26 protein-coding genes and 1 tRNA gene are annotated in these 25414 nt (G+C 62.8%); 15 read left to right on the forward strand and 12 right to left on the reverse strand.

The window, feature by feature from the left end; all coding sequences use genetic code 11:
* Positions 1-33: 33 nt before the first annotated feature.
* From SriyCCGPB3_RS18830 to SriyCCGPB3_RS18840, 3 genes are read left to right on the forward strand one after another with little or no spacing between them, the layout of a single operon-like run.
* Positions 34-1569, forward strand: a complete 1536-nt coding sequence (locus SriyCCGPB3_RS18830; protein ID WP_350259621.1) for an MFS transporter — start codon at positions 34-36, stop codon at positions 1567-1569.
* Entirely contained in the window at positions 1560-1988 is a 429-nt protein-coding gene (locus tag SriyCCGPB3_RS18835) for a hypothetical protein (RefSeq protein WP_350259622.1), read from the forward strand. Before SriyCCGPB3_RS18830 ends, SriyCCGPB3_RS18835 begins: the two co-directional genes overlap by 10 nt.
* A 23-nt stretch (positions 1989-2011) precedes the next feature.
* Positions 2012-3709: a peptidoglycan D,D-transpeptidase FtsI family protein gene (locus tag SriyCCGPB3_RS18840; RefSeq protein WP_350259623.1), complete on the forward strand. Its 1698-nt coding sequence runs from the start codon at positions 2012-2014 to the stop codon at positions 3707-3709.
* 84 nt (positions 3710-3793) lie between these two features.
* Here the strand turns inward: SriyCCGPB3_RS18840 and SriyCCGPB3_RS18845 are convergent, their stop codons facing one another.
* Positions 3794-4246 carry a PA2169 family four-helix-bundle protein gene (locus SriyCCGPB3_RS18845; protein WP_350259624.1) on the reverse strand — a complete coding sequence of 151 codons (453 nt, stop codon included), beginning with the start codon at positions 4244-4246 and terminating at the stop codon, positions 3794-3796.
* 554 nt (positions 4247-4800) lie between these two features.
* Between SriyCCGPB3_RS18845 and SriyCCGPB3_RS18850 the strand changes: the two genes are divergently transcribed.
* Entirely contained in the window at positions 4801-7635 is a 2835-nt protein-coding gene (locus SriyCCGPB3_RS18850; RefSeq protein WP_110713847.1) for a TonB-dependent receptor, read from the forward strand.
* Between the two features lie 257 nt (positions 7636-7892).
* Positions 7893-8921 (forward strand): hypothetical protein, encoded by a 1029-nt coding sequence (locus SriyCCGPB3_RS18855; RefSeq protein WP_110713849.1) that lies wholly within the window; start codon positions 7893-7895, stop codon positions 8919-8921.
* An 8-nt stretch (positions 8922-8929) separates the two neighbouring features.
* Here the strand turns inward: SriyCCGPB3_RS18855 and SriyCCGPB3_RS18860 are convergent, their stop codons facing one another.
* Positions 8930-9823: a DMT family transporter gene (locus tag SriyCCGPB3_RS18860; RefSeq protein WP_110713850.1), complete on the reverse strand. Its 894-nt coding sequence runs from the start codon at positions 9821-9823 to the stop codon at positions 8930-8932.
* 65 nt (positions 9824-9888) lie between these two features.
* On the opposite strand from SriyCCGPB3_RS18860, the gene SriyCCGPB3_RS18865 reads away from it, so the two are divergent.
* Complete coding sequence (locus SriyCCGPB3_RS18865) at positions 9889-10692, forward strand: AraC family transcriptional regulator (protein WP_153854593.1); 804 nt, start codon at positions 9889-9891, stop codon at positions 10690-10692.
* 7 nt (positions 10693-10699) lie between these two features.
* Here the strand turns inward: SriyCCGPB3_RS18865 and SriyCCGPB3_RS18870 are convergent, their stop codons facing one another.
* On the reverse strand, positions 10700-11116 hold the full coding sequence (locus tag SriyCCGPB3_RS18870; RefSeq protein WP_049461991.1) for a hypothetical protein: 417 nt from the start codon (positions 11114-11116) through the stop codon (positions 10700-10702).
* 127 nt (positions 11117-11243) lie between these two features.
* On the opposite strand from SriyCCGPB3_RS18870, the gene SriyCCGPB3_RS18875 reads away from it, so the two are divergent.
* Positions 11244-11885, forward strand: coding sequence for a glutathione S-transferase family protein (locus SriyCCGPB3_RS18875; RefSeq protein WP_110713852.1), 642 nt, complete (start codon positions 11244-11246; stop codon positions 11883-11885).
* Positions 11886-11906: 21 nt separating this feature from the next.
* On the opposite strand, the gene SriyCCGPB3_RS18880 is transcribed toward SriyCCGPB3_RS18875, so the two are convergent.
* Complete coding sequence (locus SriyCCGPB3_RS18880; protein ID WP_110713854.1) at positions 11907-12314, reverse strand: hypothetical protein; 408 nt, start codon at positions 12312-12314, stop codon at positions 11907-11909.
* Positions 12315-12363: 49 nt separating this feature from the next.
* On the reverse strand, positions 12364-12783 hold the full coding sequence (locus SriyCCGPB3_RS18885) for an H-NS family nucleoid-associated regulatory protein (RefSeq protein ID WP_111113055.1): 420 nt from the start codon (positions 12781-12783) through the stop codon (positions 12364-12366).
* A 118-nt stretch (positions 12784-12901) separates the two neighbouring features.
* On the opposite strand from SriyCCGPB3_RS18885, the gene SriyCCGPB3_RS18890 reads away from it, so the two are divergent.
* Positions 12902-13294: a DoxX family protein gene (locus SriyCCGPB3_RS18890; RefSeq protein WP_032128569.1), complete on the forward strand. Its 393-nt coding sequence runs from the start codon at positions 12902-12904 to the stop codon at positions 13292-13294.
* Between the two features lie 3 nt (positions 13295-13297).
* On the opposite strand, the gene SriyCCGPB3_RS18895 is transcribed toward SriyCCGPB3_RS18890, so the two are convergent.
* Positions 13298-14296, reverse strand: coding sequence for a GlxA family transcriptional regulator (locus SriyCCGPB3_RS18895; protein WP_350259625.1), 999 nt, complete (start codon positions 14294-14296; stop codon positions 13298-13300).
* Between the two features lie 200 nt (positions 14297-14496).
* Here SriyCCGPB3_RS18895 and SriyCCGPB3_RS18900 point away from each other — a divergent pair, with 200 nt between their 5' ends.
* Positions 14497-15327 (forward strand): alpha/beta fold hydrolase, encoded by an 831-nt coding sequence (locus SriyCCGPB3_RS18900; protein WP_153854595.1) that lies wholly within the window; start codon positions 14497-14499, stop codon positions 15325-15327.
* A gap of 23 nt (positions 15328-15350) precedes the next feature.
* On the opposite strand, the gene SriyCCGPB3_RS18905 is transcribed toward SriyCCGPB3_RS18900, so the two are convergent.
* Positions 15351-15998, reverse strand: a complete 648-nt coding sequence (locus SriyCCGPB3_RS18905; RefSeq protein WP_153854849.1) for a hypothetical protein — start codon at positions 15996-15998, stop codon at positions 15351-15353.
* A 188-nt stretch (positions 15999-16186) separates the two neighbouring features.
* Between SriyCCGPB3_RS18905 and SriyCCGPB3_RS18910 the strand changes: the two genes are divergently transcribed.
* A complete protein-coding gene (locus tag SriyCCGPB3_RS18910) occupies positions 16187-17008 on the forward strand; it encodes a hypothetical protein (protein WP_153854596.1) in 822 nt (273 codons plus the stop codon).
* On the forward strand, positions 17005-17520 hold the full coding sequence (locus tag SriyCCGPB3_RS18915; protein WP_153854597.1) for a hypothetical protein: 516 nt from the start codon (positions 17005-17007) through the stop codon (positions 17518-17520). Before SriyCCGPB3_RS18910 ends, SriyCCGPB3_RS18915 begins: the two co-directional genes overlap by 4 nt.
* Before the next feature lie 296 nt (positions 17521-17816).
* Here the strand turns inward: SriyCCGPB3_RS18915 and SriyCCGPB3_RS18920 are convergent, their stop codons facing one another.
* The gene (locus tag SriyCCGPB3_RS18920; RefSeq protein WP_162622098.1) at positions 17817-18584 is read right to left on the reverse strand and encodes a PIG-L family deacetylase; all 768 of its coding nucleotides are present in this window, start codon (positions 18582-18584) and stop codon (positions 17817-17819) included.
* 507 nt (positions 18585-19091) lie between these two features.
* Here SriyCCGPB3_RS18920 and SriyCCGPB3_RS18925 point away from each other — a divergent pair.
* The 4 genes from SriyCCGPB3_RS18925 (at position 19092) to SriyCCGPB3_RS18940 (ending at position 21599) form a co-directional block, all read left to right on the forward strand.
* Positions 19092-19586 carry an excisionase family DNA-binding protein gene (locus SriyCCGPB3_RS18925; RefSeq protein ID WP_204353083.1) on the forward strand — a complete coding sequence of 165 codons (495 nt, stop codon included), beginning with the start codon at positions 19092-19094 and terminating at the stop codon, positions 19584-19586.
* A gap of 210 nt (positions 19587-19796) precedes the next feature.
* Entirely contained in the window at positions 19797-20018 is a 222-nt protein-coding gene (locus tag SriyCCGPB3_RS18930; RefSeq protein WP_153854598.1) for a hypothetical protein, read from the forward strand.
* Positions 20019-20083: 65 nt separating this feature from the next.
* Positions 20084-20329, forward strand: coding sequence for a hypothetical protein (locus SriyCCGPB3_RS18935; protein WP_153854599.1), 246 nt, complete (start codon positions 20084-20086; stop codon positions 20327-20329).
* A gap of 70 nt (positions 20330-20399) precedes the next feature.
* Positions 20400-21599, forward strand: coding sequence for a S1 family peptidase (locus SriyCCGPB3_RS18940; RefSeq protein ID WP_110713864.1), 1200 nt, complete (start codon positions 20400-20402; stop codon positions 21597-21599).
* A 379-nt stretch (positions 21600-21978) separates the two neighbouring features.
* Here SriyCCGPB3_RS18940 and SriyCCGPB3_RS18945 read toward each other — a convergent pair.
* The 4 genes from SriyCCGPB3_RS18945 to dtd form a co-directional block, all read right to left on the reverse strand.
* A tRNA-Ile gene (locus tag SriyCCGPB3_RS18945) sits at positions 21979-22054 on the reverse strand.
* Between the two features lie 40 nt (positions 22055-22094).
* Complete coding sequence (locus tag SriyCCGPB3_RS18950; RefSeq protein ID WP_110713865.1) at positions 22095-22424, reverse strand: hypothetical protein; 330 nt, start codon at positions 22422-22424, stop codon at positions 22095-22097.
* Between the two features lie 592 nt (positions 22425-23016).
* Positions 23017-24870, reverse strand: a complete 1854-nt coding sequence (gene rpoD / locus SriyCCGPB3_RS18955) for an RNA polymerase sigma factor RpoD (RefSeq protein WP_014038623.1) — start codon at positions 24868-24870, stop codon at positions 23017-23019.
* A 90-nt stretch (positions 24871-24960) separates the two neighbouring features.
* Complete coding sequence (gene dtd / locus SriyCCGPB3_RS18960; protein ID WP_110713866.1) at positions 24961-25401, reverse strand: D-aminoacyl-tRNA deacylase; 441 nt, start codon at positions 25399-25401, stop codon at positions 24961-24963.
* Positions 25402-25414 lie beyond the last annotated feature (13 nt).

The following is a 25414-nucleotide window of genomic DNA, read 5'->3' on the forward strand; positions in this document are numbered from 1 at the left end:
GAATGGCCGTCCTCCCCTTCCTGCGAGTGACCGGTGCCGCCCTCTCCTCCCCCTTCGCCTGCACGGCACACGCTGCCTGACGCCGTCCTGCTGGTGGCCTCGCTGGGCTGTACGATGACCGTGCTGGAGACCAATGCCGTCGCGGTCGCATTGCCCAGCATCGCGCGTGACCTGCACGCCGGATTCGCCGATATCGAGTGGGTGATCAGTGCCTACATCCTGTCCTTCACCTCACTGCTGCTGCCCGCCGGCGCTGTCGCCGACCGCTACGGCCGCCGCCGGGTGCTGCTGATCGGCATCAGCCTGTTCGCCCTCACCTCTCTGCTCTGTGCACTGGCGCCCGGTGCCACCCTGCTCTACCTGGCGCGGGCACTGCAGGGCATTGGTGCTGCCTTTCTGCTGGCACCCTCGCTGTCGATCATCGGCCACACGTACCACGAGGGGGCTGCCAAAGACACCGCATGGGCGTTCTGGGGCACCGCCATGGGCGTGATGATGGTGCTCTCACCGCTGATCGGCGGCCTGTTGTCCGCGCTCTGGGGCTGGCGCGCGGTGTTCATCGCGATCCTGCCGTTCCTGGCCCTGCTCGGCTACGGCACGCTGCGCTGGATACCCGAGTCGTCCGACAGCGTGGTCCGCCCGCTCGATCCGCCCGGCATCATCACGTTCAGCGTTGCCATCTTCTGCATCGTGTTCTTCCTGGTGGAAGGACTGGCAGAAGGATGGACATCAGCCCCAGCGCTGATCGGGCTGGGCCTGGCCATCATCATGGCTGTTGCCTTCGTCATCGTTGAACGGGCACGGTCACATCCCATGGTCGATCTCGGGCTGCTGGCCAGTCCGCGTTTCGTCGGCGCACTCATTGCCATGGTCGGCTATTCGGTCAGCGCACAGGTGATGGCCTCGATGCTGCCGCAGTACCTGCAGAACGGCATCGGCCTGAGCGTACTGGCTGCCGGTGCTGGCATGCTTCCGTTCGCTGCGGCGATGCTGCTGTTTCCCAGCGTGGGCCGGCGGCTCGGTCGTCATCTGACCAGTTCGGCCGTGCTGGCGATCGGGCTGTCGGTCACCGCCGCAGGCAATGCCGTGGCCGGACTGGCCGCGTGGCAGCACCGGCCGTGGCTGGCACTCGTGGCAATGGTGGTGATCGGTGCCGGCGGCGGCATCCTCAATGGCGAGACATCCAAGGCCATCATCGGCGCGGCACCGCGCGAGCGGGCCGGCATGGCCTCCGGCATCAGCGCGACCACGCGCTTTGTCGGCATCCTGCTCGGTTTCACCGTACTGTCCAGTGCCTTGAGCCTGGGCATCCGCAGCGCACTGGCCGCGGCGGTTCCTGCGCGCGATGTACTGCAGATGGCCGATGCGATCGCTACCGGTACCTTCGCCGATGCGCGCACCGCCGCCTTCGCACAGGCGATCTACAGCCATGGATTCGCCAGTGCACTGTGGACGTCGGCCATCGCCGCGCTGCTGGCCTGCCTTGCGGTGTTGCTGCTGGGCCGTGGCCGGTCTGCGGCAGAAGCACCATCCCTCCTGCAACGCACGGAACCGCGCGCATGCGACTGAACCTCCCGCTGATCCTGTTTCTGTTCGCCATGCCGGTAGCCACCACAGGAGCGGCATCGTCCAGTTCTCCCATCGAACCACCTCGTGCAGCGCTGCTCAGCCAGATCGACCAGGGCATGGCGAACGCCGTGGCATGGGAGTACGCGTTCAACGCCATCGCCTCCTGTGATGTCGCACGGATCGACTACACCCTGCGCAACCAGCACGACAGCCATCCCGTGCAGGTCCAGCCGCTGCTGGATGCCGGCTACACCGCAACCTATCGCACGGCCGAACCCTATCCGGTCCTGCAGGACCGGCTGGCCACGCTGCGCGATGCGGAGATCGCCTGCATGGCTGTTGCCGATGGCCGCAGCCACGCCAATGTCATCGACCGTGCTTCCGCACTGCTGGCCTACATCGCCGGGCAACCGCTGTAACCATTGTCTCGATGCCCCATCGCATGCGCACCCCCACCATGGCACCACGCCGCGCGCGTGCCCATGACTTCCGACGCCGCTACCGCCTGACCTGTGCCGCACTGGCCGTGCTGGCGGGCCTGCTGCTGGCGCGGGCCGCTGACGTCCAGATCGTCCATCACCACTTCTACCGGCACCAGGCCGAAGCACGGATGCTCCGCCACCATCCGCTGCGCGCGCATCGCGGTACGCTGTACGACCGCCACGGCATCGTCATTGCCGGATCGGCTCCCGTGGCATCGCTGTGGATCGATCCGCGCACCTTCTTCGACGCATCAGGTTCAGTCGAGCAGCTGGCCTCGGTACTGGATGCCGATGCGGCGGTGCTGACCAGACTGCTGGCCCGCAACCGGCAACGACGCTTTGTCTATCTGCCTGGCTTCCGTCGCGGCGATCCAGCCCGCCTTGAAGCACTGCAGGCCAGGGCACCCATAGGCGTCCACCTGCAGCAGGAGTTCAAACGCTTCTATCCACAGTCGGAGCTGTTCGCGCAGACCGTCGGCGTCACCGATATCGAAGGCCGTGGCCTTGAAGGCCTTGAGCGCCTGTTCGACGCGCGCCTGAGCGGACAGGCCGGCTACCGTGACGTCATCATCGATCGCAAGGGCCGCCCGGTCGAACTGCGCGACCGTGGCCGTCCGGCGCGTCCCGGCGAGGACATCGTGCTGTCGCTGGACAGCCGTATGCAGCACATCCTGCAGGCAGGACTCGGACCGGCAGTACAGCGCCACGGCGCGGCTGCCGCCAGCATCGTGGTGCTGGAAGTCGGCACCGGCCAGATCCTGGCGATGGCCAACTGGCCCACCTACAACAGCAACGCGCCCGGCACCGGCGCCGCCGATGCACGCCGCAACCGTGCGGTGACCGATGTGTTCGAGCCCGGCAGCACGGTGAAACCCTTCACCGTGGCTGCAGCGCTCGAGGCCGGCGTGATCACGTCTGCCAGCACGTTCGACACCCACCCAGGCTGGATCCGCAATGGGCGCTTCACCACCCGTGACTATCGGGATCTGGGCGTACTGGATACCAGCGACGTCCTGAAAAAAAGCTCAAACGTGGGCATATCGTTGATTTCGCACCGCCTGAGCCGCGAGCAGCTGCACGCGATGTTTGCCGCACTGGGCGCAGGGCATGTCTCGGGCAGCGGATTTCCCGGCGAGCGCAACGGTGTACTGGCCGCTCCTGCTGCATGGAGCGGCACCAGCAAGCAGACCCTGGCTTATGGGTACGGGCTGTCGATGACCACGCTGCAGCTGGCCAATGCCTACGCAACACTGGCCAACCATGGCCTGCGCGTGCAACCGACCTTCGAGCATGGTCGCGCAACAGCGGTGAGCCGTGCCATGCCCGCAAACGTGGCCGACCAGGTGATGGACATGATTGCCACCACCACCGAGCCCGGCGGCACCGCGACGCGGGCCCGCATCAGCGGCTACGCCATCGCCGGAAAGACCGGAACCGCGCGCAAAGCGGCTGCCGGTGGATACGCGCGCCACTACATGTCCCTGTTTGCGGGGGTCATACCAGCGCGACATCCACGCTATGCGGTCGCCGTGGTAGTGGACGATCCCGATGCACGCCGCGGAGGCTACGGTGGTGGAGCAGTCGCCGCCCCCATCTTCAGCGAGTTGATGGGGCGTGTTCTGCACCTGCAGGACATCGCGCCCGATGCGCCCCGCTGAGTCCTGCACGCCACCTCCAGGTTGGCCGGGGCAGCCACGCTGCCCCGACCGTGGCGGCCCCGGGGAGAAGGCCGCCGATGATCGTCAGGCCGCCTTCATGGCGTGCTTGCGCGCACGCATCACGTTGTGGCACTCCTGCACTTCAGGCAGCAACTGGGTGACTTCCTGGCGCACGGCCGGCGGCAGTTCGTTGTCCTTCAGCACGTCCTTGAACGCGCCAAGCAGCCGGTCTTCGGACTCTTCCAGCTCGGCCACGTAACCATAGTTGGTGTCGCCGAATGCGGCGCGGACCTTGCCATAGAACTGCTGCATCGAACCGACCACGGTGCCGTGCTCGGCCGGCTTGCCACCGCTGGCAGCAACCGAGCCGCTCAGTGCGGAGACGATGCGGCCCTTGACGCCGGCAATGCGGGTGAACAGGGCCGACAGCTCGGCGTCCTTTACCTTGGTCGCCGCTTCTTCATAGAACGACTTGCCATCACGGGCAATCTCGATCAGGTCGTTGAGGCGGTGTTCGATGGTGGACTGGGTGCTCATGGAATCGCTCCTGTGTGCTCGATGGTCTATGGAGAATGACAGCGCGAGTGCGTTGCCTTCGGGACCACTGTGGAGGTTTGAATGTGCCGATTGGGTGAGTACGAATTGATGCATGCATCACCACCCTCAACGCGCCCTGACTCCTTCATCCCGTCGCATTTCCGCGTTCACGGCACCTGAGCAGAACGCCGACGATTCACCATGGCGCGATGACGATGATCAGCGTCACCAGCAGTGCGATGGCAAGCACCAGCAACAGCACATGCCACTGCTTCCACGTGGGTTCTGGTTTGCCGGGGATATTCATCGGATGTCTCCTGGAGTCTGTCATCAGCATGCAGCCAGACTGAAGCAGAGCGCCCTTGGTGCGCGTCGCGGTTTCGTGCATGGCCTGTGCATGAACGTTGTATCCGGCGCGCGACGATAACGCGTCCATAACGTAATCGAGTTGTAAACGGAGTGTTAGGTTCCTTCCGATTCCGCACAGCGGGATTTCAGATCGGTTTCCACGCAGCGATGCGGAAACCCATTCAACTGGATTTGGAGAGAGCCAAATGCACCACAAGTACACCCTGCTTTCCCTGGCGGTGGGCACAGCCCTGGCCGCCGCCTGGTCGCCGGCTGCGCATGCGCAGAATGACGGCGACAAGACACCGAAGAACCTGGATCGGATCCAGGTGACCGGCTCGGCCATCCGCAGCGTGGATATCGAAACGCAGCAGCCGATCGTCGCCATCACCCGCGCGATGATCGAACAGCAGGGCTTCACCACCATCGCCGACCTGCTGCAGAACCTGACCTCCACCGGCGCGCCGACCATCTCGCGTGCGCGCGCGTTGGCGTCCGGCGAGAACGTTGGCGGCTACTACGTCAACATCCGCAATCTGGGTGCCACGCGCACCCTGGTGCTGGTCAACGGCAAGCGGCTCGGCGCCACCACCAGCGGCCTGCAGGATCTCAGCCAGATTCCGATGAGCGCGGTGGAACGCATCGACGTGCTGAAGGACGGCGCCTCCTCGCTGTACGGCTCGGATGCAATCGCTGGCGTGGTCAACATCATCACCCGCAAGAACTACGAAGGCCTGGAAGTGTCCATGCAGCACGGACAGTTCAGCCAGGGCGATGGCAAGGACAGCACGTTCTCGCTGGTCACCGGCGCCCGTGGGGAGCGTGGCGGATACACCCTCGCACTGGAATACCAGAAGTCAGACCCGGTGTTTGCCCGCGACCGCGAGTTCTCCCGGTACGGCGGCGCCGGCCCCAACTATCCGGGCGCGGACTGGAGCAACATCAGCCAGAACGGTTCGTGGTGCGACCCGGCGCTCTACAAGTGCAATACCGGTGATGCGGTGTTCAAGACCCTCAATCGTGGTGGCGATCCAAAGAACCCGAACGACTACCACCCGATAACGCCGGCCGAGTTCGCCAACGGCAACGAGCAGATGCACCTGCAGACCGGCATCGAGCGCCGCTCGCTGTTCCTCAGCACCGACTACGCGCTGACCGACCAGATCAAGTTCACTGCCGACATCGGTTACAACGAGCGCACCACCGACCAGCAGATCGCGGGCTACCCGTACCAGTCGACCAAGTTCGGCACGCCGCTGGATGCGGCCAGCGTGTTCAACCCGGTCGACCACAGCATTGCGTTCAATCGCCGCCTGTGGGAGGTGCCACGCACCACCGAGAGCAAGCTGAAGTCGCTGCGGGTTGCACCCAGTCTGTCCGGCTACTTCGAGCTGGGCACCAAGACATACGACTGGGAAGTCGGCGCGTTGTTCAACCGCAATGAAGTTACAAAAACAGGCCGTGGCGACATGAGCCTGATCGCTTCCCGGCAGGCATTGGGGCCCTCCTACCTCGATGCCAACGGTGTGGCCCGGTGTGGCACGGCGGCATCGCCGGTCTCGGGTTGCCTGGCCTGGAATCCTTTGCTGCCGTTCGGAGTCGCGGGGGCTGGCTCTCTCTCCGATCCCGAACTGCAGCGCTTCTTGTTCCCGACGTTCAACGATACCGGCATCACCAAGACCCGCAGTTACTTCGCCAACATCTCCGGCCCGGTGATCGAACTGCCCGCCGGTGACCTGTCCGTCGCGCTAGGCTACCAGTACCGCAAGGAAGAAGGCCGCTTCGTGCCTGATGCCTTCGCCCAGTCGCGCCAGAGCACTGCACTGGGCGCCTCCACCACCGCCGGTGACTACAGCCTCAACGAGTTCTTCGCTGAAGTGAACGTGCCGATCCTGCGCGACCTGCCGTTCGCCAAGGAACTGACCGTGAACCTGGCTACGCGCTACTCCGACTACAGCAACTTCGGCAGCACCACCAATTCCAAGGCGAGCTTCGCCTGGCGTCCGATCGAAGAGCTCATGATCCGCGGCACCTTCGCCGAAGGCTTCCGCGCACCGAGCATCTCCGATCTGTATGGCGGCCTGGGCACCAGCTTCGAAACCTATGTCGACCCGTGCGGCATCGGCGCCACCAACAGCGTCAACGGCAACGCTGCCTGCAACGCTGCCGGCGTCCCGCTGGGCTACCAGCAGCTGAACCAGAGCCTGAAGCCCTGCGCCAGCTATCCGTGCGCCACGCCTGACGAGTTCACCACCGGCTCCGATCCGAAGCTGCGCCCGGAAGAGTCCAAGAGCAAGACCGTGGGCGTGGTCTGGAGCCCGCGCTGGGTCGACGGGCTGGACATCAACCTCGACTGGTACAGCTACAAGATCACCAACATGATCATCCAGGACAGCGTCGACCGTATCCTGCGTGACTGCTACGTGCTCGGCAACGCGTCGCGCTGCGGCAGCGTCAAGCGCGCTGGCGATGGCCACATCACCAGCATGTTCTACGGCCTGGCCAATCTGGGCTCGATGGAAACCGAAGGCTGGGACCTGGGCATCCGCTACCGCCTGCCCGAGTTCTCGTTCGGCCGCTTCACCATTGACCTGCAGAACAGCTATGTCTCCAAGTACGACGAGCAGAACCAGAATTCGGCCGGCGATACGATCATGATGGGCCGGATCGGCCAGCCGGGTATTTCCCGCCTGCGCTCGAACCTGGGCGTGAACTGGCAGCTCGGCAACTTCAGCACGCAGTACACCGTGCGCTACTACTCCGGCATGGTGGAAAACTGCGTACCGAACCGTCCTTGCACCCTGCCCGACCGCTACGCCTACGGTGAACCGGATGCCCTGCGCAAGGTCGGTTCGAATGCCTTCCACGACATCCAGGTCAGCTACAAGCTGCCGTGGGATGGCACCGTGGCGCTGGGTTCGAACAACGTGTTCAACCACCAGGGCCCGATCATGTTCTCCAAGCCGTCCAGCTCCTTCCCCTACTACGGTGGCTTCGATATCGGCCGCACCGTGTACGTGAAGTACTCGCAGCGCTTCTGACGGGCATGTCCGTGCTCGTGGCCGGCGGAAGGGGAGTCCGCCGGCCACGATGCACACCGCCTCCACCCAATCTCCATTGTTCTTCGACGGAATCTCCAAGGTTCCCGGCAACACTGATGTCATGACGGCTGAGGAGCAGGACCGCATGGATTGCCACGCGCCCCGACACTGCACGTCCGTCTCCAGGTTCACCACTGAATGTGACGGTGTGGCCGGGTTCCGATCTTCCGGACATGCCGCCGCAAGGGAAGTACGAGATGACGACGGCAGTTCGCACCGGCCTGACCGACCTGGTCGCTGACGCGCAGCGGTACCTGCGCAGGATTCTCCCGGGGCTTGCCTCGGCGGTGCATCCACTTGCTTCATCGCATGCCATTCCACACGCCATGGCATCGCGTTACCACCTCGCCGGGCTGATGCTGTACGGGGAAACCCCCGCCATGCTCGCCGTGGCCCGCGAACCAGGCGAATCCAGCACCCGCGTGATCCAGGATGTGCGCTGCCTGCGCTCTGCAGCGAATGCACTGGTGCTGTACGTCTCGCCCTATCTCACGCCGACCCAGCGCCGCTTCCTGGTCGAGAACCACATCGACTTCGTGGTCCCGCACACTCAGTTGTTCGCGCCCAGCCTGGCCATTGAGTTCCGCGACGACCCCGATCATGAGAAGAAGGCCATCTCGCTGCTGCCTTCGGCGCAGGCCGTGCTGATCCATGTGCTGCTGAGCGGCCAGTCGCGCTGGTGGTCACCGCGCGAGATCAGTGCCGTCGCCGGCTACACCTCGATGACGGCGTCGCGCCTGTCTGCCGAACTGGTCGGTCGCGGCCTGGTCGAGCGCTCCACCGGTGGCCGCGAGCGCTTCCTGAAGCTGGCCGGCAACCGCGACGAGGTCTGGGCCAGGGCACAGCCGTTCCTGCGTTCCCCCATCCTGAAGGAAGTGGATGTCTGCTGGGGCCCGACCGCCGAGGCACTCCGCGATGCGGGGCATCCGGCGCCGACGGCAGGCCTCGACGCGCTTGCTGAAACGTCACCGCCCCCGATCGGTGGCACCCGCGCACTGCACATCGATGCGTGGCGCCTGCTGGGCGCACTTCCCCTGCCCGGTCCGGACTGCCTCCAGAGCGCACGGCTGCAGATCTGGGCCTATCCGCCGGCATTCACCAGTATTGGCGATGTGGTGGACCCTCTTTCGCTGTATCTCAGCCTGCAGGGCAAACGCGGCCATGATGCAGACGCGCTGCAACAGCGGGTGGAACAGGCGCTGAGCGGAGACACGTATCCCGCATGACCGAAGCCCTATGCGGGCTGCTCGCTCGGCACTGCAGCAGCGCGCCTGGCGCTGTACTCGGCGAACACCACGCCGGACACCGCCAGCAGGCCACCGCCCAGTACCCAGCCACTGAGCGATTCTCCCAGCAGCAGTACAGCCAGTGCGGCGGTCACGATCGGCACCAGGTTGAAGAAGCCAGAGACGCGCGCAGCGCCCAGGCGTGACAGTCCGGTCATCCAGGTCAGCGGCGCCAGGATCGAAGCGCACACGGCGGCGAAGCCGATGCAGCCGACCGCCGTGAGGTTGTTCACCCCGGTGCCGACCAGCAGCTGTACCGGCAACAGGATCAGCGATGCAGCGGTGGCCTGCAGGAACAGCGACTCCAGCACCGACAGCGGAATCTTCCAGCGCTGCATCAGCACGTTGTAGGCGGCGAACGCCAATGCACCGATCAGCATGATCGCGTCGCCGCGGTTCAGGCCCTGCGCTGCCAACCGCGCCAGGTCGCCCTGCGAGACCACCGCCACCACACCGGCAGTGGAGATCACCGCGCCAAGAATGGAAGTGCCTCGCACCGGATGGCCCATGAACACGCGCGACAGCGCCAGCGCGATCAACGGAATCAGCGCCTGGATCACCCCCATGTTGGTGGCCGAGGTGAAGTGCGCCGCATAGTAGGCCAGGCACTGGTACATCACCCCACCCAGGCAGCCCAGCACCAGGAAGCGCCCGAGATTGGCGCGCACGGTCGGCAGGTTTTCGCGCAGACGTGGCAGCGCGAACGGCAGCAGGACCACCGCCGCGACCAGCCAGCGGAAGAAGCCGATGTCGATGGGGCCGACCGAGCCCGAGGCGAGCTTGGTGACGATGGTGTTCGCGCCCCACAGCAGGCAGGCGAGGATCGGGAAAAGATAGTTCACGGAACGCGGGTGTACGTGGGGGATTGCCCAGCGTACGCTTGGCGCATATCGAGGACATCCCGAAAATGCGCCACACCGACCCCGGCTTGCGGCAACCGATGGAGCCAATCCCCACCTTCCGCCAGCTGCCCGGTCCGATCTACTTCCGGCAGGGTGCGATGGAGCCCACGGACTGGGGGACGCACAGCCATCCGTGGGGCCAGTTCAACTTCGTCGCGCAGGGTGTGATGGAGATGAAGATCGACGGCGAATGGATGGTGTCCCCGCCGCACTACGCGATCTGGATTCCACCGGGAATGGCCCACTACTCGCGCAACCGCTCGCAGCTGGCCTACCGCTCGGCCTATCTGTCGCCGGCCTTGTCACGCCGCTTGCCTGATCGCTGCCGTGCACTGGAAGTCAGCCCGCTGCTGCGCGAGCTGCTGCACGAACTGGCACGGCAGGGCGTGACCGATCCGCGGACCCCGGCCCAGCGGCGCATGGCCGCCGTGGTGATCGACCAGATCGTCAATGCGGCCGTACTGCCCAGCTTCCTGCCGATCGCCAGCAGCGATGCACTGAAGCAGGTGATGGCGTACATGGAGAAACACCTGTCGATGGCCGAATCGGTTGCCGAAATCGCGCAGCGCCACCACATGAGCGTGCGCAAGCTGGAGCGCATGGCACGTAGCGAGCTGGGCATGTCGCTCGGCGACTGGCGTGGACGGGTGAAGTTCGTGCGCGCCACCGAGGCGCTGTGCACCCGCCGGCCGATCAGCCGGATCGCCGAGGAGCTGGGCTATTCCGGCGTCAGCGCCTTCGCCGAGATGTTCAAGCGGCACGCGCAGTGCACGCCGGATCAGTACCGGAAGCTGCATCGGGCGGGGTGAGGGCGGCCTAGAGAGCGATCAGCAGGTCCGCAAGCAGCCTCGGCAGGAACAAGGCGGCCAGAACGCAGGCGAACAGGATGAGAATGACCTTTGCCGTCAATGGGCGACGGCGGGGATTGCTGAAATAGAGGTGCAGATCGCGCAGTTCATCTTCCAGTCCCCTCCGCACGCCTGCGTTCTGTGTACCGGGTTCGAGCAGCTGGCGCTCAAGCGCCTTCAGGCGCTTCATCAGTTCACGCGGTGGTGTAGCCCGCAGGATCAGCTGATTGAGCTCCTGAAGCCGGCGCGACTGCGGCATCAGCGCTGCCACGAGATCATCCGGCGGAAGCTGTGAGACCCATCGCTGGGCGTCCGCATCCATCTCAGCCTGCAGCACATCGCGTTGCTGCTGCAGTTCGGCCAGGGAAGTGCGGCGCTGCCACATGAGGAGGCACAGGAGTGGTGGGTGGGGGGCAGTGTATCGCCCGCCGTCCCGGGAAGGGTGTCGATTTCCCGCCCCGTCGTTCGTCGGAACAGGAAAGGCAGGCCCTTCGACCTGCAGGAGTGCCACGATGTGCCCGATCCTCACCGCCTTCGCTACTTCCCCGGACCGCGGCCAGGGCCTGGCCCGTGACATGCGCGTGCGCTGGGCGCTGGAGGAGCTGGGCGTGCCCTACAACGTGCAGCTGCTCGGCTTTGCCGAGCTGAAGCAGCCCGCGCACCTGGCCCGCAACCCCTTCGGGCAGATCCCCACCTGGCAGGACGGCGGCCAGGTCCTGTTCGAATCCGGCGCGATCGTGCTGTACCTGGCCGAGCAGCATGCCGGCCTGCTTCCTGCTGATCCAGATGCACGCATGCGCGCGATCATGTGGGTGTTCGCTGCATTGAATACGGTGGAGCCGCCCATCGTCGAGCGCTCGATGGCCTGGGTGCTGGAGCGCGAACAGCCCTGGTATGCGCAGCGCCTGCCGATGCTCGATGAGCGTGTGCGTATGCGGCTGGCGCAGCTGTCCGCCTGGTTGGGATCGGCGTTGTGGCTGGAGGGCGAGTTCAGCGCCGGCGACCTGATGATGGTTTCGGTGCTGCTGCGCCTGAAGAGCAGCGGCCTCCTCGATGAGTACCCGCAGGTGGTGGCCTATGTGGGCCGTGCAACGCAGCGCCCCGCCTACCAGCGTGCGTTTGCTGCGCAGCTGGCGGTGTTCCAGAACGCCTGACGCTACGCCCGTGGGCAGGCCTCAGTGCAGACTGCGCCGACATGCGGCCTGCACCAGCATCAGCTGCGCCACCAGGATCAGCATCGCGCAACCTGACAGCAGCCACGGGTCGATGTACCACTGCGCGTTGAAGCTGAAATCTCCGGCGGAAATGCGCTTCCAGCCGTTGAAGTGCTGCATCGCCGCGACCATGAACGCGAAGCCACCCGCGGTGTACGACAACCACGGCACGATGAGGCCGCCCGGTCGCGCGAACAGCGTCAGCACACCCAGCACGCCGATGACCGTGCGCTGCACGCGGCAGTATGGGCAGACATAGGCCATCCCGCTCCATTCCACCGCCCAGGCCAGCAGGCTGACCAGCACGGCCGCGCCTGCGGCTGTGTACAGGACTTTCGGCGTGATCGTCATGCCACCCTCGTGTGCCATCCCGTGCTCCTTGGTTGAAAGACCCGGGCAGCGTAGCAGTGCCGCAGCCTCATCCCTTCTTGATGACGGTCCGCTTGCCGATGGTGCTGGTCTTGCCGGCGGTCGGCTTGGCCAGGCCAGGAATCAGGAAATCGGTGGCCTTGTGACCCATCGACACCTTGGACGCCAACCAGCGCGGCATGCGTCCGCGACCGGTCCAGGTCAGGCGCTTGTATTCCGGGTCGCGATACTTGGGCGCGACTTTGCCGGATTTCCGGCGGGCGGGCTTGCGGGCGGGCGCAGGTGTTTCCGAGGCTTCGCCACCGAAGAGTTCTTCGAGGGTGTAACCGGCCTCCGCCGCGGCGGCCTTCAACATCCGCCGCACCGCGCTGGCCGGGCGGCGGCTGGAAATGAGCTGTTTCCGCTGTTCAGCGGCAACCACCAAGGCGCCCAGCTCCCGAAGGCTGAGCGATTCAATATCAATCGTCATGGGAGAAAGGTCTCCTGCGGACGGCCAGCTGTCAAGGCGTCTTGCCCTTGGCGTAGACACGGGCTTCACTGCCGGTGGGCTCCGATCGCCTTCGCCGGCCACCTCCGAGGACACCGACGTGAGCCACTCATCCCATTCGCTCGCTTACCTGCTTGCACGCATCCTGCTGATGGCGCTGTTCCTCATCTCCGGCCTGGGCAAGCTCGGTGATCTCAGCGGCACCCAGGGCTACATGGAAGCGATGGGCGTGCCCGGCATCCTGCTCTGGCCGACCATCGCCTTCGAGATCGGCAGCGGACTGTGCATCCTGTTCGGCTTCCAGACCCGGCTGGTGTCGATCGTGCTGGTGGGTTTCAGCCTGGTCACCGCTTTCATCTTCCATCACAACTTCGCCGACCAGACCCAGCAGATCATGTTCCTGAAGAACCTGGGGCTGGCCGGTGGCTTCCTGCTGCTGGCCTGCACTGGGGCTGGGCGGTACAGCATTGATGGCAGGGGGCGGCGCGGGTGAAATTCATCGCTGTGCGCGCCGCCTGATCCGGAAATGATTCCGGTAGGCCGAAGGGGACATGCCAACGATGCTCTGGAATGCCTTGCGAAATGCGCTCACATCGTCGTATCCCAATGTCGAGGCCAGTTGCGCAACAGGGATATCGCCGAGCTGCAGCGCATCCCTGGCCTTGGCCATCCTGACCTGCCGGATGTAGTCAGCCGGATTGAGTCCCGTGGCCTTCTGGAATCGCCGGATGAATGTTCTTTCGGTCAGGTGGGCACGCTCAGCCAGGGTACTGACCGTGTGGCGCAATCCGGGTTCGGCAAGGATGGATCGCTGGACAGCCAGCAGCGCTGCGTCATCGTGATCCAGCTTTGGCAGGAATCCCTGCAGTGGCCGCTGGTCCTGCCGGATTCCGTCACTGAGCATGAAGCGTGCCGTTGCCAACATCACGCTGGAGCCCATCGTGCGATCGACGATCAACAGGCCCAGATCATTCCACGCAAGGATCGCGCCTGACGTAATGACGTCGCCATCATCGATGACGACGTTCTCGGTGGTCACCTGGACGTCGGTGTAGGTGCCGGCAAGCAGGCCCGCGAACGCCCAGTGCGTCGTGACCCGTCGCCGTGCAAGCAGGCCGGTCTGGGCAAGCACGAAAGCACCCGCGCAGACGGAGCACATGATCGTGCCGCCTGAATGGAGCGTTTTTAGCCACTGCGCCTCGTTTGGCATCGCGGACATGCGCTCAGGCATCGCCACGCTCGGCGGCGAGATCAAGAAGCCAGGGGCGTTCACATCGCCGGGATCGCTGTCCCAGCAACATTCCATGCGGCCCGATTGCGGGTTCCATTGCCAATGCGTCACCCGGATGAAGCACCGCCGGTCATCCTCGTGAGGATACGCAGCCCATTCATTCGCGATCCGAAACAGATCGGTCAGGCCATGGATGGCCGCCATCTGGCAATCCGGGTAGATCAGCAGAGCGACTTCGATCCGCTTGTCAGTTTCGATACGCATGAATGTCACCTCCGCCAATTTCAATTGATAGAGCGCTACCTAGAATGGATTCGGGCGGAGTGATGGCTGCCTCAGCATAGAAGGAATCGCATGCCTGGGGCCACTCCCGCGAGATTCACCGTCAGCGTCCCTGCTCCTGCACCGATGCAGGCCGCCGCGACGCAGGACGTTCTCCAAACCCAACAGCGAGGAACCCCGAAATGGCTACGGTTACCACCAAAGACGGCGTCGAGATCTTCTACAAGGACTGGGGTCCGCGCGACGCCAAGGTCATCCATTTCCATCATGGCTGGCCGCTCACCGCCGACGATTGGGACGCGCAGATGCTGTTCTTCGTCAACAAGGGCTATCGCGTGGTCGCGCACGATCGCCGCGGACACGGCCGCTCCAGCCAGGTATGGGACGGGCATGACATGGACCACTATGCCGACGATGTTGCTGCAGTGGTCGAAAAGCTGGGCACCCAGGGTGCCATGCATGTGGGCCATTCCACCGGCGGCGGCCAGGTGGTGCGCTACATCGCGCGCCATGGCGAGAAGAACGTGTCCAAGGCGGTATTGATCAGCTCGGTGCCGCCGTTGATGGTCAAGACCGCAGCCAACCCACAGGGCACGCCCAAGGAGGTCTTCGACGATTTCCAGGCACAGCTGGCCGCCAATCGTGCGCAGTTCTACCATGACGTACCGGCCGGACCGTTCTACGGCTACAACCGCCCCGGCGCGAAGCCGTCGGACGCGGTGATCTGGAACTGGTGGCGGCAGGGCATGCAAGGCTCGGCCAAGGCGCACTACGACGGCATCGTTGCCTTCTCGCAGACCGATTTCACCGAAGATCTGAAGGGCATTTCCATTCCGGTGCTGGTGATCCACGGCGATGACGACCAGGTGGTGCCGTATTCCGACTCCGGCGTCCTTTCCGCGAAGCTGGTAAAGAACGGCACGCTGATCACCTACGAGGGTGCACCGCACGGCATTCCGACCACGCACGCCGACCGGATCAACGCCGACCTGCTGGCGTTCCTGGAGAGCTGATCGTGAAGGATCCGGGAAGTGCTTCAGGCACTTCCCGGACCATCCGGCAGGCGGATTCCATTCGCGGCAACGAAAGCGCGCGACGCATGCCAATAGGCCTGTGGTGGCGTGTGCAGCTCCGGCTGCGACCAGTAGTCATCGAGGTGCAGCGCACCCATCACGCCGCCCCATGCAGCACGCGCATCGTGGACGCGCATCCGCCAACGATGATGCGGCGGAAAGTAGGCGTAGTGTTCGAGCGCCTGCTGCTGCGCCTGCTCTTCGGCAATGCCTGCCTGATGGATCAGCGTCCACGCATGCATATGGCGGGCATGGGCAAGCGCACCGAGATACTCGTCCTCATCCAGCAAGGGAACCGACTCACCGCGAGCCAGGCACAACGCATCCGACTCGGTGTCGTACGCCAGCGACGGCTGCGCCAGTTCCGGGTTCTGGTGCCAGTACCCTTCACCCAACACGTGCAGCATCGCCCAGTGCCAGGGCTCGTCGTGGAAGATCAGTGCGTGCTCGTACTCGCAGCCAGGGGCCTGGTCGGGATAGCGTTGGCGTGCGTGTTCGATTGCCAGCGCTTCGGGAATCTGGCCGTAGCGCACCAGGCACCAGGCGAACAGATGCCGGCTGTCTTCGATTTCAGTGGTGAAGTCTTCCACGGACGTATCGGTGTTGGGCATGGTCGATCCCTGCATGCGAGCCACCCACCATCGGGCCCGACAAGTGTGCCGGAATGCACCAGCGAGCAGATCATCTTCGAAGTCAGCTGACGGACCAGACCACAGCAACGTAAACGAAAACTGAATCCGGACCACGGGTGACTGGGGGAGGGTGCACCACTTCTCCGTTGTATGCAGGCGATCCAGATATGCGCAATACGAATTCAACGCAAGGAACCTGTCCCGGCATCATGGAAAACCGAAGTTCATCGCAGAAATTCGCTGCAGCACTCATCATTGCCGTACTCGCCACGGGAGCAGTAGCGGCCTTTCTCCTCCTTCGCCCCACGCCACAGCCCTCGCAAACAGCACCGAGTGTTGAACAGGCGGGCGGGCAGCGCAGCGATCCAGCCACCTCACCATCCCTAGTGGCATCGACCGCGTCACGGCCTGCAAGCAGCACGAGCATGCTGTTTCCTGGTGTTCCGCAGAATCGCGATGCCATGGAGCCCAAGGACGATGATCCATTTGATGGGCGTAGCCGCGAAGAGCAACGCTGGCTGGACGAACACGGCTATCCGAATACCGCACAGTGGGCTTCCTATTCCAGCGCGCCCGATGCGTTGCTGGAACAGGCCGCCAGTAACGGCGACAAGCTTGCCCGCACGATGCTGGACTCGCGAAGGCTCCCCGATCGAGCGGCCCTGGACCAGATGATGTCGTCCGCAGTGGACGGCAACTACTTTGCGCTGCAGTTGCTTGCGACACATTTCGCATCCACCGGTCGAGCGGGAAACATCAACGCATACGCGGTTTCGCGTGTCCTGGAGATGCGCGCAGACCCTTCCGCCGCGCTTGGCAGGGAAATCATGTTCTCTGCGCCACTCACTATCGAGGAGCGGATGCAGGGGGAGGCCGAAGCACTTCGTCTGAACGCTACTTTCAACCAGCTTTACCAGGGAAGAACCGGCAACGCGTTCGTTCCCGATTACCGCCCGTTCCCCGTTGACAACTCGCAAGGATGGCAATGAAACCTGTAAGTAAATTCGTCCTGGCCACCGCAGCTTTCACCGTTACCGGTGTTGCTCTGGCCTGCACCGTTCTTCCAATGCTCCCGTTCTCGATATCGGTCGACCTGAAAGATATCGCGGCAGCCAAGCAAGCCGGCGCCTCCTCTGCAGAGGCACCCAACAAGGCATTCCTCAAGAAACTGGATGAGACCGCTGAAAGGACCTTCGGTGCGGATGCATGGCGCAACACGTCTTTCGTCGGCAACGTCATGTACAAGACAAAAATCATGATGATGACCGGCTCAAGCATGATCACCGTCAGCAAGCCGTGCGGGAAGTCGGCAGAAGAGTCAGGCGGCACTGAAGACAGCTTCGCCTCGACACCCCCGTCTGGCGGCGGCGGAGGTGGTGGCAGCACTGGCGGTGGTGGCGGGATCGGCGGCTGGTTCCCCGGTGGTGGTGGGTGCTTCGGCAACTGTCAGCCGCCCCCGCCCGGTCGCGTGGGTCCGATCGAGAATCTTCCGCGATCCTGAGGGCACTTCAATGGAAGGGCATCGCCGCAAGGTGCTGCCCTTGGTGCCCCCCCTGATGCATCAGCCAGAAGCCATCGGGGCGTCGTCACTGGACTTCGTCGGACGTTGATGTGGTGTCCACCAGCACCCACAAAATCCTCGAAAATGATTGATTTTATTAAAAATCAGTCTAATTCAATCTACTTTTGAATCACTAATCGACTCACACATCGCTCTACTGCTCGCGGCATCCGTTCTGCCGTGAACAGACCTGGGGACGTATAGGACCCCAGATCCATTCAGCCGAATAGCCATCCTCAGCCACCAGAATCAGAGCGGGAGTAGCTTCGCTTTATCCAAGCCTCGTAGATGCTGCCGGCCTCTGCCCAATCGTCATAGGGTGAACCCGCGTCGGTTGTCTCCTTGAGAATTCGGCCTGTGTACGCTTGCTGCAGCTCCCTTTTTCGCCCGGCCGCCAGCGAGTCGATATTCTCTGGCCGTTCTCCAATGTCATAGCCCACCCACCAAGCACGGTTGTATCCGTTCGGCGTGGCAGCCAGTACCGCGAAGCCGGTGGCGGTGTGATCCGTGTTGGGTTCGGGATTCAATGCAACGTCATAGTCCGGAGCGTTCACGTACGGCCTCGCATTCGTTGATGCCGCCTTATGCTCGTCCAAGATAGCTTTGAGTGTTTGGCAGACATCCTCCCAGCCAAGGTAGCTGGTCGAGCCATCAATAGCGCTGATTGGTGCGCTGTTGATTCTCAGCCCATCCAGCGAGCCATCTGGTAGCCGCAAGAAGTAGCTTGTCGTATTCCCACAGTCGCATCCGGTAATGGGGCGGCCATTGAACCAGTTCACCCCCCAAATCAGCGGATTTGGTCCAGTAGCCAAGCGACAAGACTCCAATGCTCCCTGCTCTCGTGCACTCCACCATCCAGGAACCGGTCCGCCCCCTGCATCGCCAGCCGTGAGGTAAATAAAGACCACTCTGGCGCCCGATTGAATATCGAGATATGCCTGCTCCCCACGGAACAGCTGCCAGTCATCCTGATGCGGCCCAACGTAGAAGGTCACATTCGTCATCTGAGACTCCCAAGCTTCACCCCTAATGGGCTCTGCCAGCTTAGGTCGCGCGACGCTCATAGACTGAGACGCGGCGCTCCCAACTTCCAACATCTACTAGGCATGCTCATGGCTGACATTGATATCAGCTGGGTCCAACCAGCTCTCCAGAATCTGTCCACAGAAATTGAGGGTCTGAGATCTCAGCTATCGATCATGCGCGTCGATCTCTCAGGCAAGGACTGGCGTACTGCAGACGAGGCCGCCCACTACCCCGGCGTGTCGTCCCGTCAGTTTCGAAGGAACGCCCCTGATCTGGGCCTTGTGCCCAGAAGCTTCATGGGCAAGCAGCTCTATGCGAAGAACGAGCTGTACAGAGCAACCGAAAACTCCCGCAACTGGAAATCTCGAGGGAACACCTGGCGCCTCCCTGGTTCCTACCTCGCCCCAGATGGAGGAAGCGCTGGCTCGGCTGCGGCACCATGACGAGCGCAAGGGGAAACCCTAGTGGCTCCTTCCGACAAGCTAATGACCGTTGCAGAAGCGGCAGAACAAAGCACGTGCTCTGCCAAGACGATACGCAGAGCTATTGATAGCGGGCGACTGACCGCTGTAAGACTCAGGCAGAGAGCCAAGTCGGATCGTATCCATCGAGAAGACTTGGAGGCTTGGTGGAGGCAGTGCCGCCTGCGACCCGCAGCAGTCCCAATAGACCCATACGTGACATCACCCCATCGCTCGATACGGCGAAGGCAAGGGGTCGAGAGAAGGCCAGGAATCAGTGCCAAGGGCAACACGCGCTGCCAGCGCTCTTGCCTTGGACAAGGCTGGCCGCCCATTCGTCCTTGGTCTGCCACATCTTCTGGACACCGATGTGCACACGCCCCCCGCGTTCCTTGGCTGGGGAAACTTGGGCGATCTGCCGACCGCTCCACCTCAGCACCCAGTTGTCACTCAGCTGGCCCCAGCCAGAGGGGACGGGAGCGGTGCGGAAACCCTGGTAGCCGTGCATGGGAAGCATGACCAGAAGGATATTGCCGAGCGTCTCAGCCGCTGCGATTCGCTCAACCGCAAGTTTTAACCGCTCAGGAAGCCCTGCCCCCCCCCTACCACTGCTGCCTCGTAGGCGTTTCCCTATATGTCGGCGAGTGATTTTCCTATTGCGAATATCCAAGTCCGTTGAGACCTTCCAGCTGCCCATCGGGCATTCATCAACTTGACAGTGGAGTGATCATGAAGATCCAAAATGTCTTGCTTGGTTTGATCGTTGCTGCCGCTGCAGCGGCCGGGACCGTAGGCGTTGTGCCCACCGCCAATGCCGCTTCCTTCCACACTTCGTGCGTCCCCGCCGGCGGCGGCATGGCTCGCTGCACCCAAACCTTCTGTCATGAAGGAGCGTGCGTAGTCACTGATACCTGGACGCAACCGATGCGCGAGGTCATCGAGTTCCAGTGACACCCAGGCGCAGCGGTATATGCCGCTGCGCTATTCAACGGAGTGCGGCATCCAGTATGCGGCCCATGTCAGAGAGCCCCAAGATCTTTCACCACCGACTGCCCCTGCTGAAGGAACCCGATCAGCAGACGGCCGCCGGCGACTTGCCGACCCATCTGCTCATTGAGGTAATTGGCCTGGAGCCGTCCCGCCGTCATCAGGTCGGCGTGCACATGCTGGGCATCACGGCCTTGAGTGGATCACCTGGTGACGCGAACTGGCCGCCGATGGGCAGCACTGACGTAGCCTGCCGGCTGTCGATCTTGGCGTAAACCGTGGCCATCGTCCTGCCGCCTCTGATGGTACTAATTTGAAAATCGCTACATCCAAAAGGAAATTGAAATGAAGCGTCTTCGTATTGCCGGAATTGCTGCAGCTGCGCTGTTTTCGTTCTACTCCAGCCATGCGCTGTGTTCTTCAGAGTTTGAGACCGAGGACAACAGCACCCCAATAGCTACATACTCAAGGATGTTCGGGGTATCCAAGATTGAAGCTCAGGCGCGATTCCTCGTCATGGCGGAATCGACCAAAGTACAAGAGATCCTTCGAACCAAGTATCCAACGACATTCGGCGGACTGTATGTGGAGCACCAGCCCCAATTCCGTGTTGTTGTACGTTTCACAGAGTCCCCGGTAGAAAGTCTGCGTTCAGTGACCGCGGACCCCGCCTTCGTTGCTCTGCCAGCATCCCATTCGTTGGTTGAACTTGGTGCGGCTCAACAAGCCGTTGGTGAGGAGCTCCATCGAAATGGGATCAATTTCCTCTCACGCCTGGACTTGGAGCATTCAACCGTTGAATTTTCTGTTGAAGATCCGCAGCTGGTGGAACAGCCCATGCGTTCCCTACGCTCGGAAATTCCGTTCATTCGATTTAAGAGAACCACTGGCTTCTTGCAGCCCACGCTACTGGAAATATCGCTGAGCTCTGCCCAGAAGCTCAAGGAGCCACCGGGATCCTACTGCACCAGCGGGTTTGGCGTTAAGAGCGGCACGACTCGCGGCATCACTACAGCGGGGCACTGCGATAACACGTTGACGCATAGTGGAAATCCCTTGACCTTTCAGGCCGAAAAAAAATCCGGCTCAGAGGACATTCAATGGCATACCTATCCAGACACGAGCCGGTATCACTACGTTCCCTCCCACCGCGTCGAGGCAGGATCTCAGAGCCGTCTTATGGTCGCCGTAAGGCCGCGCTCAGAGATGAAGGTGGGGGACATTGTCTGTAAGTACGGAAAATCAACGTATGAGACGTGCGGCCTCATCACCGATCTTAAATTTCAAGCAACCTTTGAAAACGCTATCGGCGAATTCGTTCGGGTGGTTAGCCCGGAAGGCCGCACCATGACGGATTTTGGCGATAGCGGTGGCCCTGTCTATGGGACGCAGAAGCCTGATGGGCGCTTCTACGACACCGCGTATGGCATGGTTCATGGGCGGGGCAATTCAGGGACAGAGTTCTATAAAGATCTCTTCTTCATGCCTACCGACTATTTCGCCAGCTTGGGCCTGCAGATCCTTACCACTGCGGATGATCCGTAACTCACAGAGGAACCCCCGGCTCGCCGGGGGTTCATTTCCCGCACTCCGCCGATGCAGTCGTCTATTGGCCAAGAGCACCTAGGTCCACGTCACCGTCCCGCTAAAACGGCATTTTCCAATTAGCCGGTCGCCACGATTGTCGGTCAAATCCACCTAGAACCAAGTCAATCCATCGCCTGTTGCTGAAAATGTCCAGCTGGAGATCACCAGAGGTCGTCCTCTGGATCACATCGTCATTGACAACCGGCGGGTTACGACTCGAGCCCAAGTCTAAGGGGAAAGATTTTCAGGCAATTGATGAATGCACATCAGCATGAGTTGGCCATCCCGGCCAACTTATGCCTACGCCCACAACTCTGGACTTCGCTGGACGTTGATGTGGTGGGCCCATCAGGATTCGAACCTGAAACCAAGGGATTATGAGTCCCCTGCTCTAACCGTTGAGCTATAGGCCCTGCGCAGCGTCACAGTGTAGTGGAGGCCGCGCACGATCGGCTACCCGGCAGCAGCAAGAACCTCAGCAACGTGCCCCAACCGCTTCTCCGCCGCTTCCGCGAACCACGCCTGCCGCCGCAGGTGGGCGTGGAACAGCGCCACCGTCCTCCTGGCCTCTTCCAGCCCAATCTGGTTGCCGCCGCCGAAGCCAGCAAGCAATCCGGCACCCGACTGTGTCAGCAATGCCAACGTCGCTCGTCGGGCGAACCCCAGTGGATCCTCGCGCTCATCACGCAGCACATCGTCCCAGTCCAACAACGGGGGGAAGTCGCAGCCACGCGTATCCGAGCCACCCCAGCCGCACCCACCGTCAATCTCCGTCAGCCCCATATTCACTCTCCTACGATTCGTCGAACCTCTTCCGCCTCCTGTTGAGAGAGGCGACCGGGTGCTTCAACACGGTCGTAGGGCCGCCCGCAGCTTTCCCCTTGCAGGGTCTTGTATGGCTGCGCGCCACCCGGCCAGAAACCCTTGGGCTCACCGGAATGGCGAGAGTTGCGGTTTGGCCTTGGATTGCCTGCTGTTGCGGCAGACAGTCCGCCTACGACGGTGTGTTGAGCACCTGCGGAGGACTGTGTGGAAGGAAGGCTAGAGGCTTCAATTGGTGAATGCGACATTGCGTGCGCTTGTCACTCCCATCCGACTACACATTTCATTGAGGCACTTGGGGTTTCGGCTGAATGACCACTTCCCCCGGCAGCGAATCGCGGCGAAGGCCTCAACAATTCTCAAGCCAGTTGCGTCACAAGGCTCAGCAATGAGGCCTGTGTGCGTTCACGTGCGTAGCCGGATACGTCACCGCGAACAGCAGCCGAGCATGGCTCGGCTCTACAGGAGAGAGCAGGCAAAGCACACGCCATCCCAAAAAGAAAAACCCCGCACCAGGCGGGGTTTTTCTCAACGCTTCAACAGCCGCCGGATATCAATCGATATCCAGGAAGCTGCGCAGCTGTTCCGAACGGCTCGGGTGACGCAGCTTGCGCAAGGCCTTCGCTTCGATCTGGCGGATGCGCTCGCGGGTCACGTCGAACTGCTTGCCGACCTCTTCCAGCGTGTGGTCGGTGTTCATGTCGATGCCGAAGCGCATGCGCAGCACCTTGGCTTCCCTCGGGGTGAGGCCGGCCAGCACGTCGCGCACGGTTTCAGACAGGTTGATGTTGGTGGTGTTCTCGATCGGGGACTCCACGTTGGTGTCCTCGATGAAGTCGCCCAGATGGGAATCCTCGTCGTCGCCGATCGGGGTTTCCATCGAGATCGGCTCCTTGGCGATCTTCATCACCTTGCGGATCTTGTCTTCCGGCATGTCCATTTCCTTGGCCAGCTCCTCCGGCGTAGCCTCGCGGCCGTACTGCTGGAGCATCTGGCGGGAAATGCGGTTCAACTTGTTGATCGTCTCGATCATGTGCACCGGAATACGGATGGTGCGCGCCTGGTCGGCGATCGAGCGGGTGATCGCCTGGCGGATCCACCAGGTGGCGTAGGTCGAGAACTTGTAACCGCGGCGGTACTCGAACTTGTCCACGGCCTTCATCAGGCCGATGTTGCCTTCCTGGATCAGGTCGAGGAACTGCAGGCCGCGGTTGGTGTACTTCTTGGCGATCGAGATCACCAGGCGCAGGTTGGCCTCGACCATTTCCTTCTTGGCCTTGCGCGCCTTGGCTTCACCGTAGGCCATGGCACGGCTGATTTCCTTCAGCTCTTCCAGGTCCAGCTGGGTCAGCTTCTCGATGTCGATCGTCGCCTGCTGTTCGGCGATGATCTGGTCCTTCACTTCACGCAGGGCCGAAGACCACTTCTGCTTGCGCTTCAGTGCGTCTTCCACCCACTCCAGGTTGGTCTGGTTGCCTTCCCAGGAGCGGATGAAGTCCTTGCGCGGCATGCGGGCGGTGACAGTGGCCAGGTTCAGCACGCGGCGCTCGTGGGCCTTGATCGACGCCATGGTGTCGCGCAGCTGCTTGGTCAGCACGTCGGTCAGCGGCAGCGGCAGCTTCAGGGTGACGAACACCGCCGACATCTCTTCGCGCAGGCGCGGCAGGTTCTTCTTGTCGCCCTTGGTCGCCGCCTTCTTGAAGGCGTTGAAGGCATCGCTCAGCGCCTGCATGCGCGCAGCGACTTCCTCCGGATCCGGACCGGTCGGTGCGGCTTCTTCCTCGCCACCCTCGACATCATCGTCCTCGTCCTCGTCGCCTTCGGCGTCGGCATCGCTGCTGTCATCGGCAGCAGCCGCCGGCGGCGCCGGCTCTTCGTCGGCCAGGTCGTTGAAGCCAACGATCACTTCGGCCAGGCGCTTCTTGCCTTCCTTGTGGGCTTCGTAGTCGGTCAGCAGCGACTCGACCGAGACCGGGAACTGGCCCAGGGCGGCCTGGACCTGCGAAAGGCCTTCCTCGATGCGCTTGGCGATGGCGATTTCGCCTTCGCGGGTCAGCAGCTCGACCGTGCCCATTTCGCGCATGTACATGCGCACCGGGTCGGTGGTACGGCCACCTTCGGTGTCGAGCGCGCTCAGCGCGGCGGCGGCTTCTTCGGCCGCGGTGTCATCGACTTCGCGGTTACCGGTGTTGCCATCGTTGAGAAGCAGGGTTTCCACATCCGGCGCAACTTCATGGACATCAATGCCCATGCCGTTGATCATGCCGATGATGTCTTCGATCTGTTCCGGGTCGACCATGTCGTCCGGCAGATGGTCATTGACTTCGGCGTAGGTCAGGTAGCCCTGTTCCAGGCCCTTGCTGATCAGTTGCTTGATTTCGGATTGGGCAGGACGTTCGTTGGCCATGTAGTGCTCGCGCCACCGGCTAGGGAGAAATAGGGAACGTAGCATTATACCAGCCCGGGGCCCCACCTGCCGGGCGGTGGTCCCGCAGGCTCAGGGCCTGAGAAGGAAGGTCACGGGACCGTCATTGACCAGGCTGACGACCATATGGGCACCAAATCGGCCCGTTTCCACCCCTGGCGCGTGATTTTCACGACAGATCTCGACAAATCGATTGAACCCGCGTTCAGCCTCGTCCGGCGCTGCAGCGCTGGTGAAGCTGGGCCGCATGCCCGAACGGGTATCGGCCGCCAGGGTGAACTGGCTGACCAGCAGCAGGCCGCCGCCGGTGTCGCGCAGCGACCGGTTCATCTTCCCGGCCTCGTCGGCGAACACCCGGTAGCCCAGCAGGCGCTCGGCCATGCGCCGCAGCTGGGCCTCGGTATCGCCCGGCTCCATGCCGACCAGGGCCAGCAGGCCCGGGCCAATCTGCCCCACCGCTTCGTCATCGACATGGACGGCGGCCTGGCTGACACGTTGGATCAGGACGAGCATCGTGGGCTTCCAA

The sequence above is a fragment of the Stenotrophomonas riyadhensis genome (assembly GCF_040256885.1).
In the GTDB taxonomy this organism is placed as follows: Bacteria; Pseudomonadota; Gammaproteobacteria; order Xanthomonadales; family Xanthomonadaceae; genus Stenotrophomonas; species Stenotrophomonas riyadhensis.

What these genes read in the sequence shown, in the direction of transcription:
- SriyCCGPB3_RS18835 (WP_350259622.1), top strand. Translation starts at nt 1,560, where the DNA reads ATGCGACTGAACCTCCCGCTGATCCTGTTTCTGTTCGCCATGCCGGTA.
- SriyCCGPB3_RS18840 (WP_350259623.1), top strand. Translation starts at nt 2,012, where the DNA reads ATGCGCACCCCCACCATGGCACCACGCCGCGCGCGTGCCCATGACTTC.
- SriyCCGPB3_RS18845 (WP_350259624.1), bottom strand. Translation starts at nt 4,246, where the DNA reads ATGAGCACCCAGTCCACCATCGAACACCGCCTCAACGACCTGATCGAG.
- SriyCCGPB3_RS18850 (WP_110713847.1), top strand. Translation starts at nt 4,801, where the DNA reads ATGCACCACAAGTACACCCTGCTTTCCCTGGCGGTGGGCACAGCCCTG.
- SriyCCGPB3_RS18855 (WP_110713849.1), top strand. Translation starts at nt 7,893, where the DNA reads ATGACGACGGCAGTTCGCACCGGCCTGACCGACCTGGTCGCTGACGCG.
- SriyCCGPB3_RS18865 (WP_153854593.1), top strand. Translation starts at nt 9,889, where the DNA reads ATGCGCCACACCGACCCCGGCTTGCGGCAACCGATGGAGCCAATCCCC.
- SriyCCGPB3_RS18870 (WP_049461991.1), bottom strand. Translation starts at nt 11,116, where the DNA reads ATGTGGCAGCGCCGCACTTCCCTGGCCGAACTGCAGCAGCAACGCGAT.
- SriyCCGPB3_RS18875 (WP_110713852.1), top strand. Translation starts at nt 11,244, where the DNA reads ATGTGCCCGATCCTCACCGCCTTCGCTACTTCCCCGGACCGCGGCCAG.
- SriyCCGPB3_RS18880 (WP_110713854.1), bottom strand. Translation starts at nt 12,314, where the DNA reads ATGGCACACGAGGGTGGCATGACGATCACGCCGAAAGTCCTGTACACA.
- SriyCCGPB3_RS18885 (WP_111113055.1), bottom strand. Translation starts at nt 12,783, where the DNA reads ATGACGATTGATATTGAATCGCTCAGCCTTCGGGAGCTGGGCGCCTTG.
- SriyCCGPB3_RS18895 (WP_350259625.1), bottom strand. Translation starts at nt 14,296, where the DNA reads ATGCGTATCGAAACTGACAAGCGGATCGAAGTCGCTCTGCTGATCTAC.
- SriyCCGPB3_RS18900 (WP_153854595.1), top strand. Translation starts at nt 14,497, where the DNA reads ATGGCTACGGTTACCACCAAAGACGGCGTCGAGATCTTCTACAAGGAC.
- SriyCCGPB3_RS18905 (WP_153854849.1), bottom strand. Translation starts at nt 15,998, where the DNA reads ATGCCCAACACCGATACGTCCGTGGAAGACTTCACCACTGAAATCGAA.
- SriyCCGPB3_RS18910 (WP_153854596.1), top strand. Translation starts at nt 16,187, where the DNA reads ATGCGCAATACGAATTCAACGCAAGGAACCTGTCCCGGCATCATGGAA.
- SriyCCGPB3_RS18915 (WP_153854597.1), top strand. Translation starts at nt 17,005, where the DNA reads ATGAAACCTGTAAGTAAATTCGTCCTGGCCACCGCAGCTTTCACCGTT.
- SriyCCGPB3_RS18920 (WP_162622098.1), bottom strand. Translation starts at nt 18,584, where the DNA reads ATGACGAATGTGACCTTCTACGTTGGGCCGCATCAGGATGACTGGCAG.
- SriyCCGPB3_RS18925 (WP_204353083.1), top strand. Translation starts at nt 19,092, where the DNA reads ATGACCGTTGCAGAAGCGGCAGAACAAAGCACGTGCTCTGCCAAGACG.
- SriyCCGPB3_RS18930 (WP_153854598.1), top strand. Translation starts at nt 19,797, where the DNA reads ATGAAGATCCAAAATGTCTTGCTTGGTTTGATCGTTGCTGCCGCTGCA.
- SriyCCGPB3_RS18935 (WP_153854599.1), top strand. Translation starts at nt 20,084, where the DNA reads ATGTCAGAGAGCCCCAAGATCTTTCACCACCGACTGCCCCTGCTGAAG.
- SriyCCGPB3_RS18940 (WP_110713864.1), top strand. Translation starts at nt 20,400, where the DNA reads ATGAAGCGTCTTCGTATTGCCGGAATTGCTGCAGCTGCGCTGTTTTCG.
- SriyCCGPB3_RS18950 (WP_110713865.1), bottom strand. Translation starts at nt 22,424, where the DNA reads ATGGGGCTGACGGAGATTGACGGTGGGTGCGGCTGGGGTGGCTCGGAT.
- rpoD (WP_014038623.1), bottom strand. Translation starts at nt 24,870, where the DNA reads ATGGCCAACGAACGTCCTGCCCAATCCGAAATCAAGCAACTGATCAGC.
- dtd (WP_110713866.1), bottom strand. Translation starts at nt 25,401, where the DNA reads ATGCTCGTCCTGATCCAACGTGTCAGCCAGGCCGCCGTCCATGTCGAT.